Below are 17713 nucleotides of genomic sequence, written 5' to 3' on the forward strand. Positions count from 1 at the left end.
TTCCTTCACCAGATCGGTCCTTCGATCCACTGCGCCGCGGCGACCACAGCCAGGGTGACCACGAGAATCAGCGTCGCGATGACGTTGACGCCGGGCGAGATGCCCTGTCTGACCATCGAGAAGAAGAAGATCGGGAGCGTGTTCTGGTTTCCGATGATGAAGAACGTCACGACGAAGTCGTCGAAACTCATCGCGAACGCGAGCAGCGCACCCGCGACGACTCCGGGTTTGATCACCGGGAACGTCACGTAGCGGAACGTCTCGAGTTCGGTCGCTCCGAGGTCCTTCGCCGCCTCCTCGAGCGTCCGGTCGAAGCTCCTGAGCCGCGCGGCGACGACCACCGCGACGAAGCTGATGTCGAACGCGACGTGGCCGATGATCGCCGTGTGGACGCCGAGACCTATCCCGACCAGGTTGAAGAACAGAAGCAGCGAGATGCCCATCACGATGCTCGGGATGATGATCGGCATGTAGACGACGCCGAGGAGGAACCGCTTGCCGGGGAAGTCGTGGCGGTCGAGCGCGAACGCGAGCATCGTCCCGAAGACGGTGCTGACGACGACGGTGACGAAGGCGATCTCGATCGAGTGGGCGAGGGCGGTGAACGCCGCTTCGGGGTTGACGCGCGCGACGACCTCACCGGCCAGAAGCGCCTCGTACCACCTCGTCGTGAAGCCCTGCCAGACGAGCGCGTACCGAGAGTCGTTGAAGGAGAGGACGACGAGGACGAAAATCGGGACGTAGAGGAAGAGGTAAACCAACACCGTCTGCAGGAGCAGGAGGCCGTTCCCGCGCTCGAACAGTCGCGAGCGGGCACGCTTGAGCCGTGCGCCGAATCCGGGACCGTCGGCGAGGCTCATACCGACTCAGCCTCCCCATACCGCAGGTAGACGGCGATCGCAGCGAGCATGACGCCCATGAGGACGAACGAGGCCGCCGAACCGAGCGGCCAGTTGCCGGCCGCGCCGAACTGGTTGGCGATGAAGTTCCCGATCATCTGACTGTCGGGTCCACCGAGCAGCTCCGGGATGACGTAGGCGCCGGTGCTCGGGATGAACACGAGGATGCTCCCGGCGACGACGCCGGGCGCCGACAGCGGGAAGACGACGCGGCGGAACGCGTCGAATCGGTCGGCGCCGAGGTCCATCGCCGCCTCCTGCAGGGTGAAGTCGATCTGCTCTATCGTCGCGTACACCGGGAGAATCATGAACGGAATCCAAATGTAGACGAGGCCGATGAGAACCGCGAGCCGCGAGTTCATGAGGGACGCGCCGGCTTCGACGAACGGCAGAATCCCGAGCGCGTTCGTCAGGACGCTGTTGCCCGAGAGGAGAATCTGGATGGCGTAGATTCGGACGAGAAACGACGCCCAGAACGGCAGGATGACCAACACGAGCAGCAGATCCTGGTACTCCTCGGGGGCGATGCGCCCGATGTAGTACGCCGCCGGGTAGCCGACGGCGAGCGAGACGAGCGTCGCGAACAGTCCGTAGGCGATGCTCTTCAGCGTGAGTTGGACGTACGGGGTCGGGTCCGTCGCGGCGAGTTCGAAGGGGACGACGAACTCGACGAGCCACGCGAGCGTGTACCAGATCGCCTCCAGCACGTTCGCTCCGTCGGGGACGAAGAACGTCCGATACTGGTCGAGTCCGAGATACTCGAGACCGATGAGCACCTCCCCGAACGCCCCGCGCTGGCCGAAGCTGTAGTAGAACATCACCCCGAGCGGGATGAGGAAAAAGAGCCCCAGCCAGAACGCGCTCGGCGCGAGATTGACCACGAGTCCGGCGAGGCGGTGGTTCCGCGCTGCGTCGATGGCCGCGCCCGACCGCCCGCGGGAGTCACGTTTTGACGTGGTTTCACTTGCCATGCGATGTGGTCGAGATGAACACGGGAGTCAAAAAACCTTTTGCAGTATCCGCCTCTCCACCGAGAGTCGAGTATCAATATGGGCGAGGAAACGAATTTGTATCGGGAGCCCACTCGAATCAACAGGGGAACATCCGTGAGCAGAACACATACGAAACCGGGGATACAAGCGACCGATATGGACCTTGACGAGGTCGACCGCAAAATCCTGAAGATTCTACAGGCGGACGGTCGGCTCGCACTCTCGGAGATCGCTCGGCGGTTGAACATGGGTAATGCGACGATTCACGAGCGCGTCAACAGCCTCGAATCTCAGGGGTACATCCGACAGTACCGGGCGGTACTCGACGCCGAACTCCTCAGTATCGACCAGGTCGCGTTCGTCCGAGTGAAGACCAACGCGGGACACTTCTCGAAAGTCGCCGAGCGGTTGGCCGAGGAGGCGGCCATTCAGGAGATCCACGAGATCACGGGGGATGCGGACCTCCTCCTGAAGGTCCGGGTGCGCGAACAGGCGGTGCTGAGCGAACTTCTGGCCACCATCGGGTCGTACGACGGCGTCACGGAGACAGCGACCGAGGTCGCTCTCCGCAGCGTGAAAGAAGAGTACGACTTGAACTTGGAGTGACCATGTGGGACCTCGAACCTTCGGCGCGTAGCGAGTGGGGCCGCCTCCGACGGGTCCTCGTCCACGAACCGGGCGAGGAGTTCAAATCCGTCGTCGATCCCGACGAGTGGAACTGGAGCGGCCTCCCCAGACAGGAGTCGGTCGCCGACGAACACGCGGCGCTCGTCGAGCAGTTGAAAGCCGACGGCGTCACCGTCGACACGCTCGGGACCGTCGGATCAGAGCTCGCGGAGTCGCTTTTCGTCCGCGACGTCGGTTTCGCCGTCGAGGGCGGAATCGTCGTCGGCAAGATGGTCGAGTCGACGCGCGTCGGCGAGGAGCGACGGCTGGTGGAGCGCGTCGTCGAACTCGGCGCGCCCATCTACCACTCGGTCCACGGCTCCGGCGGGTTCGAGGCGGGTAACATGATCTGGATAGACGAGTCGACGGTGGCGGTCGGACGCTCGAAGACGACGAACGCCGAGGGAATCCGTCAGGTCCGAACCGTCCTCGAGACGTTCGACGTCGACATCGTCGAGGTCCCCATCTTCGGAAGCACCGAGAGCTCCGGCCAGACGCACCTCGCGCTCGTCTTCGGCATGGTCGCACCCGATTTGGCGCTCGTCTATCCGCAGGCCGTTCCCGCCGAGTTCCTCTCGCTGCTCTCTGACCGCGGTATCGACGTCGTCGAGGTTCCGATGCGCGAACAGCGAAACCGCGCGACCAGCACTATCATGACCGAACCGGGGCGCGTGCTCCTGCCCAACGGGAATCCGACCGTCCGGTCGGCGCTTGAGTCACGCGGTCTCGACGTCGTCACGCTGGACATCCCCGAAACTCGAAAGACGGGCGGCGGTCTCAAGGGGCTCATCCTCCCCCTCGAACGAGACGACTGAGCGGCGTTATCCCCCACCGTTCGTACGAGGTGACAAATGTGTCACCCCATTCGCGCTTGTAGCAGAACTTTTTCGGATGTTGTTCGTACTCTCCAAAGATTTATTGTCACTGTTATCCATGTGGCGTTCAATGAGTCTCGGTGACAAACAGCAAGACATCGACCACGCCGAACGTCTCCGCGAACGGACGCCGAAGAGCCGCGAGTTCCACGACCGCGCGGCGGCGATAACGCCGCTCGGAGTCGAATCGAACGTGCGCGCGTTCGACCCGTATCCGTTCTACGTCGAGAGCGCCAGTGGGTCGTACATCACGGACATCGACGAGAACGAGTATCTCGATTTCCTGCTCGCGCTCGGACCGATCATCCTCGGACACGGCAACGAGGAGGTTCGCGAGGCGGTGAAGGCGCAGGTCGACAAGTGCGACCTGACGGCGACGCCGCAACCCATCGCCTTCGAGTACATGGAGAAGGTCGCGGAGATGACGCCGAGCATCGAGACGGTCCGCCTCGCCAACAGCGGCACCGAGGCGACGATGCACGCGATGCGGGTCGCGCGCTCGTACACGGGGAAAGACAAGGTGGCGAAGCCGGAGGGCGGCTACGCAGGGGCACACGATTACGCGCTGCAGAGCGTCTACGCTACCGAAGAGGCGCTCGGCCCGGCGGACGAGCCGAGCACCGTCTCCTACGGCACCGGCATCCCAGACGCGGTGAGCGAGACGATGGTCGCGTTCCCGTTCAACGACAAGGAGGCGACCGAGAAGATTCTGCGCAAGCACGCCGACGACCTCGCGGCGGTCATCATCGAACCGGTGATGTTCTCGGCCGGCTGTCTGAAGCCCCGCGACGGGTACCACGAGTTCCTCCGCGAGCTTACCGAGGAACTGGGCGTCGTCCTCATCTGGGACGAGGTGATGACCGGCTTCCGCCTCGGCCCCGACAGCGCGCAGGGGCGTTTCGGCGTCACCCCCGACATGACGGCGTTCGCCAAGGTGGCCGGCGGCGGTTACCAGCTCGCCGGCTTCGGCGGCAGGGCCGAGATCATGGAGGAGATCATCCCGCCCGGAAAGGACGAGGGGCACAAGTGGAACTCCTCGGCGTTCCACGGCGGCACATACAACGGTCACCCGGTGTCGGCCGCGGCGGGGCTGAAGACGCTCGAAATCCTGCAGGAGGGTGACGTCTACGACCACATCGAGCGACTCGGCGACAAACTCTTCGGCGGACTCCAGGAGGTGGCCGACGACGTCGGTCTCCCGGTGAACGTCCAGCACATCGGCTCGATGGGCCAGGTCTACATGACCGACCACGACATCCACTACTACCGCGACACCTGGCACGCGAACGAACAGCGGTTCGCCGACTGGTGGCTCGAAGCCGCCGGCCGCGAGGTGCTCTTCGGAAATCCGATGCAGGGCGAGCGGTTCTTTACAACCTACACCCACACGGACGAGGAGATCGACCGCGCGCTCGAAGTCGCCGAGGAGGCGTTCCGGGCCGTCGACCACGAGTACGAGGACTGAACTCGTCCGACGATGACCGGGGACCGCACCGCCGTCCGCGGAACGACTCGGGGAGACAGGCGGGATGCCGGGGTCCTCGTCGTCGGCGGGGGCGTCGTCGGCTGCGCAGTCGCGCGAGAGCTCGCCGCCGACCACGACGTCGTCGTCCTCGAACAGGATCAGATTGCCGGCGGCGCGACGGCGCTCGCGGCCGGCGAGATTACGATGACGCCGTCGTACTCGGACGTGCTCGCCGTCGCCGACCACGCGAACGATTTCTTCCGCGGCTACGACGGGACCGGCCGGTTCCGGTTTCACGAACGACCGAGCCTCGAACTCGTCCGTGACGGCCGCGCCGACGCCGCCCGCCGACGCGTCGACCGCCTCCGGAGCGACGGCATCGACGTCGCGTACCTCGAACCAGAGGCGGTTCGCGAGCGGTATCCGCGCGTCGACGCCTCGCGGCTCGACGGGGCGGTCAGACACGCGGAGACGGGGTTCGTCGACCCGTACACGTTCGCCGTCACCCTGAAGGAGGAGGCCGAAGCGCGCGGCGCGCGGTTCCGAATGGGACTCGCAGTCGACGAGGTGGTAGTCGACGACGGTCGGATTCGCGGCGTCTCGACCGCGGAGGGCGAGTTCTGCGCGCCGACGGTCGTCGCCGCGGCCGGGTGGCGGACCGAGCGCCTGCTCCGCGACGTCGTCCGGATTCCGGTCCGCCCGTACCGAACCCAGTGCATCGTCCTTGACCCCGGAGCGCCGCTCGAGGAGACGTTTCCGATGGGGTGGATTCCGGGCGAGCACGTCTACTTCCGCGCCGAGCACAACGGCGACCTGCTCGTCGGCGGCTGGTCGTTCGCGACGGACGACCCCGAGGGCGCGAGTCGGCAGGAGGACGAGGCGTTCAGGGACCACGTCGCCGAGGTGGTGCCGTCGGTCTTCCGCGAGTTCGACCGGGCGGGATTCGTCGACGGCTGGGCCGGGATCGACGGCGCCACGCCGGACACCCGCCCGATAATCGACGCGCCCGCGGACGCCCCCGAGGGACTAATCGTCGCGACGGGGTTCCACGGCCGGGGCATCATGACCGCGCCGGTCGCCGCGACGCTCGTTCGGTCGTTCGTCACCGGCGAGGCATGCGACCTGCCACGGGAGGAGTTCACGCTCTCGCGATTCGATTCCACCTCACCCGACTTCGAGTTCAGAAGCATCAGCGCCGGTGACGACAGCTACGAGTAACGTCCCGGGGCGGGACTACTCGTGCGCGAAGTACGTTACCGCCTCGCCGTCGCCCTGTTCGTCGACGCGAACGAAGCCGACGCGCTCGAATTGCACCACGTCGTCGACGGTGGCGTCCGCGAAGTCGGGTTCGGCGTGGCCCGTCACGTTGCCGTCCATCGTCCGCATCGTCACGGCGACGTTCTCGCCGGCCGGAACCCAGTGAATCACGTCGACGCCCTCGTCGCGGACGACGCCGATGTCGTCGCCGACGTACTCTAGCGCGTCGGCCTCGTAGCGGACGCAGCCGTAGCCTTTCAGCCAGACGCGCTCGCCGCTCTCGGGTAGGTCGGCCTCCTCGGCGAGGACGGCGTCACCGGCGGGGACGTCGCGGCGGCCGCGCTTCTCGTGGTCGGGGTGAATCGACGGGTGACCCGCGTCGGGACCGCCGGAGAGCGGGAGTTCGACGGCGGGGCCGACCTCGGACGCATCGTCGGTCGTCGGCTCGACCCCGTCGCGGACGAGGAAATATCTGGGAGCCTCATCGTCGACGAGCGCTCGGTTGTTGGCGTAGACGGTGCTCATCGCGAGGTCGACGTTGCTCGTCGAGGTGCCGAGACCGACCATCGACTCGACGATGGCCTCGCCTCGGATTCCCCGCCGTCGGAGGCTCTTGATGGTCGGCGCGCGCGGGTCGTCCCATCCGTCGAGTTCGCCCTCCTCGATGAGTCGCTTGATGGTCGAGGTGGACATCTTCACGCCGTACTCGTCTATCTGGACGTGGCCCCAGTGGACAACCTCCGGGTACTCCCAGTTGAAGTAGTCGTAGACGAACTGCTGGCGTTTCGCCGAGTCCTGCAGGTCGATGCCGCGGATGATGTGCGTGACGCCCGTCAGGTGGTCGTCGATGCCGGACTGAAAGTCGAGCATCGGCCAGAGGCGGTACTCCGTGGCCTCCTCGCGCGGGTGCGGCGTGTCGATGACGCGGAACGCGACGAAGTCGCGCAGCGCGGGGTTCTTGTGCTGGATGTCGGTCTTCACGCGGAGCACCATCTCGCCGGAAGAGTACTCGCCGTCGACGAGCGCCTCGAACTCTCGGAGCGTCGTCTCGGGGTCCTTGTCGCGGTGCGGGCAGGGTTCGCCCGAGTTTTTCAGTTCTGAGAACGCCTCGCCCGAGCAGGAGCAGGTGTACGCGCCGCCCTTCTCGATGAGCTGTCGGGCGTGGTCGTAGTAAATTTCGAGGCGGTCCGACGCCCGGAGCACGTCGTCGGGCTCGAAGCCGAGGTACTCGATGTCGTCTAAGATGGCGTCGTAGGCGTCGAGGTCCGGGCGCTTCGTCTCGGGGTCGGTGTCGTCGAAGCGGACGACGAAGGAGCCGTCGTACATCTCCTTGTACGTCCCGATAACCGCGGGCATCCGCGCGTGGCCGATGTGCCACGGCCCGTTCGGGTTCGGTGCGGCGCGCATCCGCACCTCATCGTAGGCGTCGGCGTTCGGCAGGTCCGAGAGCACCCGATCGTCCTCCTCGTCTTCGCTGTCAAGTTCGTCGAGCAGGTCGGGCGCGAGTTCGCCCAGTCGCTCGCGTCGCTCCGCGTGGTCCATCCCGTTCACGTCGGCGACGACGCCGCCGACGACGCCGGGGATTTCGCCGCCGTGCGGTCGGAACTCGGGGTTCTCGCCCATTAGCGGTCCCATCACCGCGCCCACGTCGGCGTCGCTCTCGTACTTCACGGCGTTAAACAGCGCGTGTTTCTCGGCTTCCGCCTGTACACGCTCTCGAAGGTCCTCATCCATTACCGGCGAGTTTCGGCCGGCAGGTAAAAACAGCCGTGGATTGCCCGCAGCGCCGACCAACCTGAGGTTGGCGGACGTGACACTCAGCGGCAGCAACAAGCCTATGTATCACCCCGGGTGAGAGTCCGGCGTGAACGCTCGGTCGTGGCTCTCTCTCAACGGAACGCCGGTCACCGAGCGACGCTTCTACTGGGCGTGGATCGCGGCGACAGCCGGCTACGGCGTCGGCGACGTGGTGACGACCGTCGCCGTCGTCGCTTTCGCCTCGGGCGTCGTCGAAGGAAATCCGGTGATGGACGCGAGCATCTCCTCGTTCGGACTCGCCGGACTCGTCGGACTGAAACTTGCGGTGTTCGCGCTCTGTCTCGCCGTCAGTCAGCACGCCGCCCGGGTCGGCGACCCGGTGTTTCCGTACGTTCTGCCGAGTCTTCTCGCCGCAGTCGGGGCGGGACTCACCTGCTACAACGTCTGGTTGATGGCGCAAGTGGCGTAACCGACACCGAAAAATTCACCGAGGCAAACCAAGCGAAGCTCAGTAGCCGCGCGTGATGAGGTAGTCGGCGATATCTTCGAGGAGGCTACGCGCCTCGTTGTCCGGCAGCACCGACAGTCGCTCCTTGCTCTGCTCGACGAGGTCCTCGGCCATCTCGCGGGCGTAGTCGATGCTGCCGACGCGTTCGAGTTCGGCGACGGCCGCGTCGATGTCTGCTTCGGTGACCTGGTCCACCGAAGTGCTACCGACGAGTTCGGCGATGTCCACGCCGTGCTGGCGCGCGTGCAGCGTGATGAGCGTCTCCTTCTCCTCGACGAGGTCGGAGCCTCGTTGCTTGCCGAGTTCTTCGGAGGGGACGGTGAGATCCAACACGTCGTCTTGAATCTGGAACGCGCGGCCGGCGTCGATGCCGTACCGGTAGAGTGCGTCGACGATGTCGTCGTCCGCGCCCATCAGGACCGCGGGCGTCGCCGCCGCCGCCCCGTACAGCACTGCAGTCTTGTACTCTATCATCTCCAGATACTCGTCGGGGAGGATGTCCTCGCGGTGCTCGAACGAGACGTCGAGCGCCTGCCCTTCGCAGATTCGCGTGCAGGTCGTCGCGAGCAGTCTGGTCGCTTCGAGACCCCGATCGGGTGCCGCACCCGTGTCGGTCATGAGTTCGAACGCTTTCGAGTAGAGCGTGTCGCCGGCCAGGATGGCCGTCTCCGTATCGTACGCCGTGTGGACGGCCGGGACGCCACGGCGCAGGTCGTCGTCGTCCATGATGTCGTCGTGGATGAGCGTGAACGACTGGATGACTTCGAGGCCGACGGCGGCGCGCATCACGTCGACGGTTCCGTCGTCGAGCGCCGGAAACTCGCGGTACTCCGTCGACAGCGGTTGCACGTCGGCGAGCGCTTCGGCGGCGAGCAGCGCGACGGCGGGTCTGAGACGCTTGCCGCCCGCTTCCAGAAGGTAGCGAGTGGCTTCGTAGAGGCGCTTGGGTTCGGCCATGGGCACCTCCTCGTCGATGGCCTCGTTGACGAGTTCGCGTCGCTCGCCGACGGCGGCCAGTACCCGCTCCTCAGTCGCGTCCGATGACATCACTGGACCAGCTGGATCATGTTCCCGTTGCTCGTCACGTGCACGTCCCGGCCGAGTGTGTAGCCCTGCGACTCGCAGAGGCTGACGTACGGCGCGAACCCTTTGAGGTTCTGGTGGGCCGGAATGACGTGCTGGGGCTGCAACGCGTCGAGCATCGTGTAGTGACCCTCCTCGCGGAGGTGGCCGGAGACGTGGATGTCGTCGTAGATGCGCGCGCCTTGCATCTTCAGGAGTTTCTCGGACTGGTAGCGCTGGCCCTCGTTCGTCGGCTCCGGAATCACGCGCGCCGAGAAGATGACTTTGTCGCCGTCTTCGAGTTCGTACGGCGTCTCGCCGCGGCCCATCCGGGTGAGCATCGCGCGCGGCTCGCCCTGGTGACCCGTGACGATGGGCAGGAAGTTCTCCTTGCCCTCCTTCATGATGCGCTTGAACGTCCGGTCGACGGATTTCCGGTGGCCGTACATCCCGAGGTCGTCCGGGAAGTCGACGAAGTTCAGCCGTTCCGCAGTGCCGGAGTACTTCTCCATCGAGCGTCCGAGAAGGACGGGCTGTCGGCCGATGTCCTGGGCGAACTCGACGAGACTCGTGACGCGGGCGATGTGGCTGGAGAACGTCGTCGCGACGATACCGCCGTCGTAGTCCTCGATGGAGGTCATCACGTCTTGGAGGTGGCGACGAGCGACGGACTCGGAGGGTGTACGGCCCTTCCGGCCGGCGTTCGTGCAGTCCTCGATGTAACAGAGGACGCCGTTACCCTCACGACCGATCTCGCGGAAGCGCTTCATGTCGATGGGGTCGCCAATGACCGGCGTGTGGTCCATCCGCTTGTCGAGGCCGTAGACGATAGCGCCCTCGGGCGTGTGGACGACCGGATTGATGGCGTCGATGATGGAGTGGGTGACGTTGACGAACTCGAGTTCGACCTGTCCGGAGTCGCCGATGGACATCGTCTCGCCGGCTTCCATCTTCACGAGGTCGTTGTTGACGTTGAACTTGTTCTCGCCCTGGACCTGCTGTTTCACCAGTTCGATGGTGAACGGCGTCGCGACGATGGGCGCGTCGTAGCGGTGCGCCAGTTTCGAGATGGCGCCGATGTGGTCGAGGTGGCCGTGCGTCGGCACGATGGCCTTCACGTCGCCTTCGAGGTCCGACATCACGCGGTCGTCCGGGATGGCCCCCATGTCGATGAGGTCCAGGCTGTGCATCTTCTCGGTCTCGACGTTGTCGTGGATGAGAACCTGCGAGAGGTTCAGACCCATGTCGAAGACGACGACGTCGTTACCGGCGCGGACGGCAGTCATCTGCCGACCGACTTCTTCGTAGCCGCCAATGGTTGCGATTTCGATTTCCATGGTTTATCAGAGCATTGAAATGCCACGTCGGGTGGCTGCGGTTGCTCACGCAAATCCGAGGGCGTAGGGGGCCACCGGCCCCGGCGTCTTGCAGCGCGTCGGTCGCTGGTCCCCGCGTGTGGTCGCGTCGACTCGGCATCGCGCACAGCACCGCCGCACGTCGCGTCCACACTTACCCGCGGGCTGTTGGTACTTGTGGGCTACACGCCGGGGTATTAAAAACTACGTGGGTTAGTCGGCAGATTCGAAAACGGTCCGAATCGGTCGGAACCACGGCCAACGCTGGCTTTCGTCGCCATCAATCACGCGTCGACGACACTCGCTCCGCGCGCAACGACAACGACTTTATCGCCTCACTCGGAACGATGGTGACGCGATGAACGGTCGAACACGAGAGTATCTTCGGGGCCGCTTCGGCGACTACTACCGGAGCGCAACGCTGTCGCTCCCGCCCGCGGCCGACGAGCGCGAGTGGGGACACATCCCTTGGACCGCGGGCGGGACGACGATGGTTCGCCACCAGTCGCTGCTCGATGTCGGCGACCTCGGCGACTTCCTCGCCCGCGAGTCCCCCCGCCACGTCTACTTCTCGGCGGCGCGCTACGCCGACCCCGGCGCGAACGAGATGGACGAGAAGGGCTGGCGCGGCGCGGACCTCGTGTTCGACCTCGACGCCGACCACTTACCCGGCGTCGACCCGGAGGCGACGAGTTACGCCGAGATGCTCGCCGACTGCAAGGACGCGCTGCTCCGCCTGCTGGCGTTTCTGGAGGACGACTTCGCGTTCTCGGAGATGGAGACCGTCTTCTCGGGTGGGCGGGGCTACCACGTCCACGTCCGCGACGAATCAGTTCAAGAACTCGACAGCGAGGCGCGGCGCGAAATCGTCGACTACGTCCGCGCCATCGACCTCGACGTCGACGGGCTGATGGAGAAGCGGCCGAACGAGACGGGGACGCTCCGAGACACCCTCCGGACCGAAGGAGGGTGGGGCGCTCGGACGCACGAGGCGCTGCTCGCGCTGGCCGACGACCTCGAATCCGAGGACAGAGAGGCCGCGCTGAACCGACTCCGGGAGTTCGACGGCGTCGGCGAGAAGACGTCGAAGAAACTCCTCAAAGCGTTCGAGACGAACCGAGACGCCATCGAATCGGGGAACATGGAGGCGGGGACGGCGAAGACGTTGGTGAAGAAGATCGCCCGCGAAGTCGTCGCCGACCAGACCGCGCCCATCGACGAGCCCGTGACGACCGACGTGCGCCGCCTCATCCGCCTGCCGGGGAGCCTCCACGGCGGGTCGTCGCTCGTCGTGACGACGCTCGACCGCGACGAAGTCGAAGGGTTCGAACCGCTTCGGGACGCGGTCCCCGGGCGGTTCACGCGCCGGGACATCACCGTCGACCTCCCCGAACCGGCGGTCGTCGAATTCGGCGGGGAAACGACTAAGCTATCAGCGGGAGAGAATACGGTGAACGAGAGCGTCGGCGTCTTCCTGATGACGCGCGGGGCGGCGGAGAAAGCCAGAGAATGAACTTAGACGAACTCAGAACGGTCCAGTCGAAAGAGCGCCGAAAGGACAGCCTCCAGCAGCTCCGCGACAGCTTCTACGCCGACGTCGCCGACTACATCGCCGGACTGAAAGCCGAGCGGAAACGCGCCGCAGAGGAAGCCGACGACCCCTTCTCCTCGCCCGAGGTCGGCCGACTCACCGACGAGATAGAGACGGCCGAGGAAGTCGTCGAGGCCGTATACGAACGCCGCGTCGGCAAGGTGGTCAAACTCGCCAGCTTTGCCGCCGCCGACATGCCCGTCGACGAGGACGGCTTCACGAACGAAGAGCGGGTGTTGTTCGAGGACCTCGTGGGGCGTATCGAGCGCAACAAGTCGACGGTGCTCGACATCCTCTCGGGGAAACGCGCCACTCAGGCCGAGCGCGACGCCGCGCGGTCGAAGGCCGCTGACCCCGACCCGGCCGCCACCGACGCGGGGCCTGCAGCCGACGCGACGCCGGACGTGGTTTCCGACGCCCGCGACTCCCCCGAGAGCGGGACTGTCGAACCCTCGTCGGGTTCGCCCGACGGTGTTCTCGCTGACGCGATGGGCGAGAGCGGTGGGTCGACGGACGAGGCGTCGGCAGGAAACCCGTCGTCGGACACCCAGACGACCGACGCGGAGTCGACGCCCGCCCGAACCGAGTCCGAGGCGACGGCCGACGACTCGACGCAGGCGGTTCCGCCGAACGCCCCGAACCCGGACGTGGCGGATGAGTCCGCTGACGAGGGGGCAACCGACGCCGACGCGGAGACGGACATCGAGCGAATGACGGTCCGAATCACGCAGGACGTCGGCTCCATCTTCGGCGTCGACGAGCGCGAGTACGATCTCGCCGCCGAGGACGTGGTGACGCTGCCGACGACGAACGCCGAACCGCTGTTGGCCCGCGACGCCGCCGAGCGGTTGGACTGACGCGACCCGAAGCCACAAACGGTTTTTACGCGCGCTGCGAGAATCGACCATGCTCTCAGTCGGCGACGACGCCCCCGACTTCGAACTGCCCGACCAAGACGGCGAGACGGTATCGCTCTCGCAGTTCTCGGGCGACCGAGTGGTACTCTACTTCTACCCGCGAGCGGACACGCCGGGCTGTACGACCGAAGCCTGCGGGTTCCGCGACAGCATCGACGAGTTCGAAGAACGAGGCGTCCACGTCCTCGGAGTCAGCGACGACCCGGTGGCAGACCTCGAAGCGTTCGTCGAGGAGTACGACCTTCCGTTCCGCCTGCTCTCGGACGAGTCGGGAGAAGTCGCCGCTGCCTACGACTCCTACGGCGAGAAGAACATGTTCGGTAACACCTTCGACGGCGTCTTCCGCAACACCTACGTCGTCGGTTCGGACGGAACCATCGAGCGCGCCTACGAGGGCGTCTCGCCGGAGGGCCACGCCGAGGCCATCCTCGACGACATCGGCGCGTAGCGTTCGATTTGCGGTTCTCAGCGGAACAACCCGACGACGGCGCGGACACCCGCGCGCATCTTCGGGAGTTCGTCGATTAGCGTCTTGTACTTCACCAGCGCGAACCCGACGAAGACGAGCAGAAAGCCGCCGACTGTCGCCGGAGTGATTCGCTCGCTCAGAAGCGCCCACCCGAGCAGCGTCGCCACCACGGGCACGATGTAGGCGACGAGGTTCGCCTGGAACGGACCCTGCCGTTCGAGCAGGTCGAAGTAGATGGAGTACGCGAGGGCGCTGGCGAAGAGACCCAAGAACACGAGCGCAGCGACGGTATCGGCCGAGAGAGACGGCGATGGAACGCCCTCGACGGCGAGACTACTCGCGTGGATGACGACCGCGCCGAGGCCCATCGACCACGCGGTGACCGCGACGCTCGGCGTCTGCGCGTCGGCGCGGCGGACGAGAACGCTCCCGAGCGAGACGGCGACGGCTGCCCCGAAGACGATTGCGACGCCGAGCGCGTCGCTGGAGAGTCCGCCGCCGGAGAGAAGCGACGGGTCGGCGACGATGACGACGCCCACGAGGCCGAGGAGGACGCCGACGTAGCCTCTCGCGTCGAGACTGACACCGCCGACGAGCAGGGCGGCGAACGCCGTCGTCAGAATCGGGTTGAGACTGTAAACGATGGAGGCGATGCTTCCGGTCGTCTGCGTCTGGCCGACGAACAGCAGCGCGTTGTTGGCGGCGACGATGAACAGCGCGCTGGCGGCGATTGCGGTGAAATCGCCGCGGCTACGCGGAATCGGGTCGTCGACGCGGAGCGCGGCGTAGCCGAGCAGCACCACCGCGGCGACGTCGAAGCGCAGCGCCGCGAACAGCACGGGCGGAAGGTCCCGCAGACCGACTTCGATGGCGACGAACGACCCGCCCCACAGCGTCGAGAGCAGGAGGAAGAGTCCAATGTCTCGGTATCGGGACACACCGACTGTCGGCGACCGACGGAAAAGAGGCTGTCCGTCCGGGCGGGCGTCGCCGGTTTCGGACGGTCTCGAAAGAGAAACTGATTAATACGGCGACTGGTTCCGTTCGGGTCGGAACCGTCGTCGCTCGTCGCGTCGAGATTGTAGACGGACTCGGCGCGGAGCGGGACCCCCGAGCGCGACACCCCACAATCGGTAGTGGCGTCACTGTCGGGACACACCTCGTTTCCGATGAAATGAACTATCGTTACGTTTATTATTTTACGAAATCGGCGGCGGGGTGCGGCCGTCCGATGTCGACCGCGAGAAGAGACCAAGAGCGCGAGAACGAGCGGCTGGAAGCGGAGAGCGGAAAGAGAGGCCGAACGAGACTACTGAAACGTTCGGCTCATCTCGTCGGACTTGCGCTCGATGTCGGCGGTGCCGAAGCGCTGTTCGATCTCGTCGTAGCGCTCGCGCGTCTCTTGGGTCACGCTCGGACTGACCTGTTCGAGTCCTTCCTCGAAGTGGTCCATTGTGATGCGGACGTTGCCGACGGAGTCGTCGACTTCCTCGCGCGTGACGCTCCGGATGAACTCCCGACTGGCGGCCATCGCCGCCTCGCGGGCGAGCGCTTCGAGGTCGGCGCCGACGTAGCCCTCGGTGCGGCGGGCGATTCTGTCGAGGTCCACGTCGTCGGCCAGCGGTTTGTGCTGGGTGTGGACGCCCAGAATCTTCCGGCGCGCCTCCTCGTCGGGCACCGGCACGTGGACGTGCCGGTCGAGTCGACCCGGGCGCAAGAGCGCTGAGTCGATGAGGTCCGGCCGGTTCGTCGTCGCGACGACGACCACGTCTTCGAGCGCTTCGAGACCGTCTAACTCGGTCAGGAGCTGGGAGACGACGCGCTCGGAGACGCCCGAGTCGCCGCTGTTGCGGCCGCGTTCGGTCGCGATGGCGTCTATCTCGTCGAAGAACACCACCGTCGGGGCGTTCTCGCGGGCCTTGCTGAACACTTCGCGGACGCCCTTCTCGGACTCGCCGACGAACTTGTTCAGCAGTTCAGGCCCTTTCACCGAGATAAAGTTCGACTCGGACTCGTTGGCGACGGCTTTCGCCAGCAGCGTCTTGCCGGTTCCGGGCGGACCGTACAGCAAGACGCCCTTCGCGGCGGCCATGTCCATCGTCTGGAACACCTCGGGGTACTCTAGCGGCCACTGGATGGTCTCGCGGAGGCGCTCTTTCGTGTCTTCGAGACCGCCGACGTCCTCCCACGTCACGTCGGGCACCTCGACGAACACCTCGCGGAGTGCGGAGGGTTCGATGCCCTTCAGCGCCTCGCGGAAGTCGCTCTCGGTGACCTGCAGCGACTGGAGCACCTCGGCGTCTATCTCCTCGGCGTCGAGGTCCAACTCCGGACGGATGCGCCGGAGCGCGGTCATCGCCGATTCCTTGGCGAGCGATTCGAGGTCAGCGCCGACGAAGCCGTGAGTGTTGTCGGCGTACACGTCGAGGTCGATGCCGTCGGCCAGCGGCATGTTCCGCGTGTGGACCTGCAGGATCTCCTTGCGGCCATCGCGGTCCGGCACGCCGATCTCGATCTCGCGGTCGAAGCGCCCGCCGCGGCGAAGCGCCGGGTCGATGGCGTCGACGCGGTTGGTCGCGCCGATGACGACGACCTGACCGCGCTCTTCGAGACCATCCATCAGCGAGAGTAGTTGCGCCACCACGCGGCGCTCGACGTCGCCGCCCGCCTCCTCGCGCTTGGCGGCGATGGAGTCGAGCTCGTCCATGAAGATAATGGCGGGCGCGTCCTCGGTGGCCTCCTCGAATACGTCGCGCAGTTGCTCTTCGGACTCGCCGTAATACTTCGACATGATCTCCGGCCCGGAGATGGTGTGGAACTCGGCGTCGATCTCGTTGGCGACGGCTTTCGCGATGAGCGTCTTACCGGTCCCCGGCGGCCCGTGCAGCAGCACGCCTTTCGGCGGTTCGATACCGAGGCGTTTGAACAGCTCCGGGTGGCGCATCGGCAGTTCGATCATCTCGCGGACCTGTTCGAGTTCGCCTTCGAGACCGCCGATGTCCTCGTACGTCACGTCGGGACCGGAGCCAGAGCCGCCGCTGGCACCTTCGCGGATCTGCTCGGCGGGCTTCTCGCTTATCTCGACCGTCGTCGAGTCGTTGATGACGACCGTTCCCGACGGCTGCGTCGACGCGATCTTCAGCGGCACCGCCTGGCTCTGGTTCGACATGAAGCCGAAGCCGAGCGGGAGGCGTACCGTCTGGCCCGTGGTTACGGGGTGACCGCCGAGCTCGCGGCGGATGAGCGCGTCGATGTTCCCGCGGATGCCGAGGCGCTGCGGGAGGGCGACGGTGACCCGCTGGGCGGGCTTCACGTCTGCTTTTTCGACCGTCACGCGGTCGTCGATGCCGACGTTCGCCTGCTGGCGGAGTCGGCCGTCGATGCGGATGACTCCCGACCCGCGGTCCTCTGGGTAACCTGGCCAGACGCGGGCGATAGCCGCGCTCTCTCGGCCTTCGATGCGGATGAAGTCGCCGCCTTCGAGACCCATCTCCTCGGCGACCTGCTTGTCGATGGCGGCCAGACCGCGGCCGGCGTCTTTCTGTTTGAGTGGTTTGACTGTGAGATTCATTTTCGGACCGTTATCGTCAGTACACCGTTGTTGGTCTCAACTGTTGCGTCCGCTCCGGGGAGTTCGAACTCGAACTCGGTTTCCGTCGCTTGGTCGCCGTGGTCGACGACGACGATGGCCGTCGTTCCAACCACGTCCACGTCGATGGCATCGTCGGCCACGCCGAGTTCGGCGGCGATGACCCAACTGTCGTCGTACTCGTATCGGCGGATAAACCGTTCACCGCCAGCTGATTGTTGAAGATTCATTGGGCGATTCCTAACCCCAAGTTAGGCATCTAGACTTATAAATGTTTCTGCGGCGTAATCGCAGTACAGCGACTGGATTG

At 65.6% G+C, this 17713-nt stretch carries 16 protein-coding genes; 8 read left to right on the forward strand and 8 right to left on the reverse strand.

All coding sequences use genetic code 11. From position 1 onward, the window contains the following. Positions 1-5 precede the first annotated feature (5 nt). Together LAQ58_RS04510 and LAQ58_RS04515 are read right to left on the reverse strand one after the other, a co-directional pair. Positions 6-860: an ABC transporter permease gene (locus LAQ58_RS04510; protein WP_224449420.1), complete on the reverse strand. Its 855-nt coding sequence runs from the start codon at positions 858-860 to the stop codon at positions 6-8. Continuing rightward, positions 857-1870, reverse strand: a complete 1014-nt coding sequence (locus LAQ58_RS04515) for an ABC transporter permease (RefSeq protein ID WP_224449421.1) — start codon at positions 1868-1870, stop codon at positions 857-859. Before LAQ58_RS04515 ends, LAQ58_RS04510 begins: the two co-directional genes overlap by 4 nt. 177 nt (positions 1871-2047) lie before the next feature. On the opposite strand from LAQ58_RS04515, the gene LAQ58_RS04520 reads away from it, so the two are divergent. The 4 genes from LAQ58_RS04520 to LAQ58_RS04535 all read left to right on the forward strand — a co-directional run bounded on the left by LAQ58_RS04520 (position 2048) and on the right by LAQ58_RS04535 (position 6115). Then, the gene (locus LAQ58_RS04520) at positions 2048-2497 is read left to right on the forward strand and encodes an Lrp/AsnC family transcriptional regulator (protein WP_224449422.1); all 450 of its coding nucleotides are present in this window, start codon (positions 2048-2050) and stop codon (positions 2495-2497) included. Positions 2498-2499: 2 nt separating this feature from the next. Next, complete coding sequence (locus LAQ58_RS04525; protein ID WP_224449423.1) at positions 2500-3372, forward strand: dimethylarginine dimethylaminohydrolase family protein; 873 nt, start codon at positions 2500-2502, stop codon at positions 3370-3372. A 130-nt stretch (positions 3373-3502) separates the two neighbouring features. Next, positions 3503-4897 (forward strand): aspartate aminotransferase family protein, encoded by a 1395-nt coding sequence (locus LAQ58_RS04530; RefSeq protein ID WP_224449424.1) that lies wholly within the window; start codon positions 3503-3505, stop codon positions 4895-4897. A gap of 12 nt (positions 4898-4909) precedes the next feature. Continuing rightward, a complete protein-coding gene (locus LAQ58_RS04535) occupies positions 4910-6115 on the forward strand; it encodes an NAD(P)/FAD-dependent oxidoreductase (RefSeq protein WP_224449425.1) in 1206 nt (401 codons plus the stop codon). A 15-nt stretch (positions 6116-6130) separates the two neighbouring features. Here LAQ58_RS04535 and LAQ58_RS04540 read toward each other — a convergent pair whose 3' ends face one another. Beyond that, the gene (locus LAQ58_RS04540; protein ID WP_224449426.1) at positions 6131-7888 is read right to left on the reverse strand and encodes a glutamate--tRNA ligase; all 1758 of its coding nucleotides are present in this window, start codon (positions 7886-7888) and stop codon (positions 6131-6133) included. Between the two features lie 130 nt (positions 7889-8018). Between LAQ58_RS04540 and LAQ58_RS04545 the strand changes: the two genes are divergently transcribed. Then, positions 8019-8381 (forward strand): DUF5658 family protein, encoded by a 363-nt coding sequence (locus LAQ58_RS04545; RefSeq protein ID WP_224449427.1) that lies wholly within the window; start codon positions 8019-8021, stop codon positions 8379-8381. A 39-nt stretch (positions 8382-8420) separates the two neighbouring features. Here the strand turns inward: LAQ58_RS04545 and idsA3 are convergent, their stop codons facing one another. Both idsA3 and LAQ58_RS04555 read right to left on the reverse strand, forming a co-directional pair. Then, positions 8421-9467, reverse strand: coding sequence for a geranylfarnesyl diphosphate synthase (idsA3, locus tag LAQ58_RS04550; protein WP_224449428.1), 1047 nt, complete (start codon positions 9465-9467; stop codon positions 8421-8423). Beyond that, the gene (locus LAQ58_RS04555) at positions 9467-10819 is read right to left on the reverse strand and encodes a ribonuclease J (protein ID WP_224449429.1); all 1353 of its coding nucleotides are present in this window, start codon (positions 10817-10819) and stop codon (positions 9467-9469) included. Before LAQ58_RS04555 ends, idsA3 begins: the two co-directional genes overlap by 1 nt. 376 nt (positions 10820-11195) lie before the next feature. Between LAQ58_RS04555 and priS the strand changes: the two genes are divergently transcribed. From priS to bcp, 3 genes are read left to right on the forward strand one after another with little or no spacing between them, the layout of a single operon-like run. Then, a complete protein-coding gene (priS, locus tag LAQ58_RS04560) occupies positions 11196-12350 on the forward strand; it encodes a DNA primase small subunit PriS (protein ID WP_224449430.1) in 1155 nt (384 codons plus the stop codon). Continuing rightward, positions 12347-13285, forward strand: coding sequence for a DNA replication complex subunit Gins51 (locus LAQ58_RS04565; RefSeq protein ID WP_224449431.1), 939 nt, complete (start codon positions 12347-12349; stop codon positions 13283-13285). The genes priS and LAQ58_RS04565 overlap by 4 nt, the downstream gene beginning before the upstream one ends. Before the next feature lie 49 nt (positions 13286-13334). Beyond that, on the forward strand, positions 13335-13793 hold the full coding sequence (gene bcp, locus LAQ58_RS04570; RefSeq protein WP_224449432.1) for a thioredoxin-dependent thiol peroxidase: 459 nt from the start codon (positions 13335-13337) through the stop codon (positions 13791-13793). 17 nt (positions 13794-13810) lie between these two features. Here the strand turns inward: bcp and LAQ58_RS04575 are convergent, their stop codons facing one another. The 3 genes from LAQ58_RS04575 to LAQ58_RS04585 all read right to left on the reverse strand — a co-directional run bounded on the left by LAQ58_RS04575 (position 13811) and on the right by LAQ58_RS04585 (position 17633). Continuing rightward, positions 13811-14752 (reverse strand): DMT family transporter, encoded by a 942-nt coding sequence (locus LAQ58_RS04575; protein ID WP_224449433.1) that lies wholly within the window; start codon positions 14750-14752, stop codon positions 13811-13813. Between the two features lie 371 nt (positions 14753-15123). Next, positions 15124-17385 (reverse strand): CDC48 family AAA ATPase, encoded by a 2262-nt coding sequence (locus tag LAQ58_RS04580; RefSeq protein ID WP_224449434.1) that lies wholly within the window; start codon positions 17383-17385, stop codon positions 15124-15126. Further along, positions 17382-17633, reverse strand: a complete 252-nt coding sequence (locus LAQ58_RS04585) for an Hsp20/alpha crystallin family protein (protein ID WP_224449435.1) — start codon at positions 17631-17633, stop codon at positions 17382-17384. The genes LAQ58_RS04580 and LAQ58_RS04585 overlap by 4 nt, the downstream gene beginning before the upstream one ends. Positions 17634-17713: the final 80 nt, after the last annotated feature.

It is taken from the genome of Haloprofundus salilacus (genome assembly GCF_020150815.1).
Lineage (GTDB): Archaea > Halobacteriota > Halobacteria > Halobacteriales > Haloferacaceae > Haloprofundus > Haloprofundus salilacus.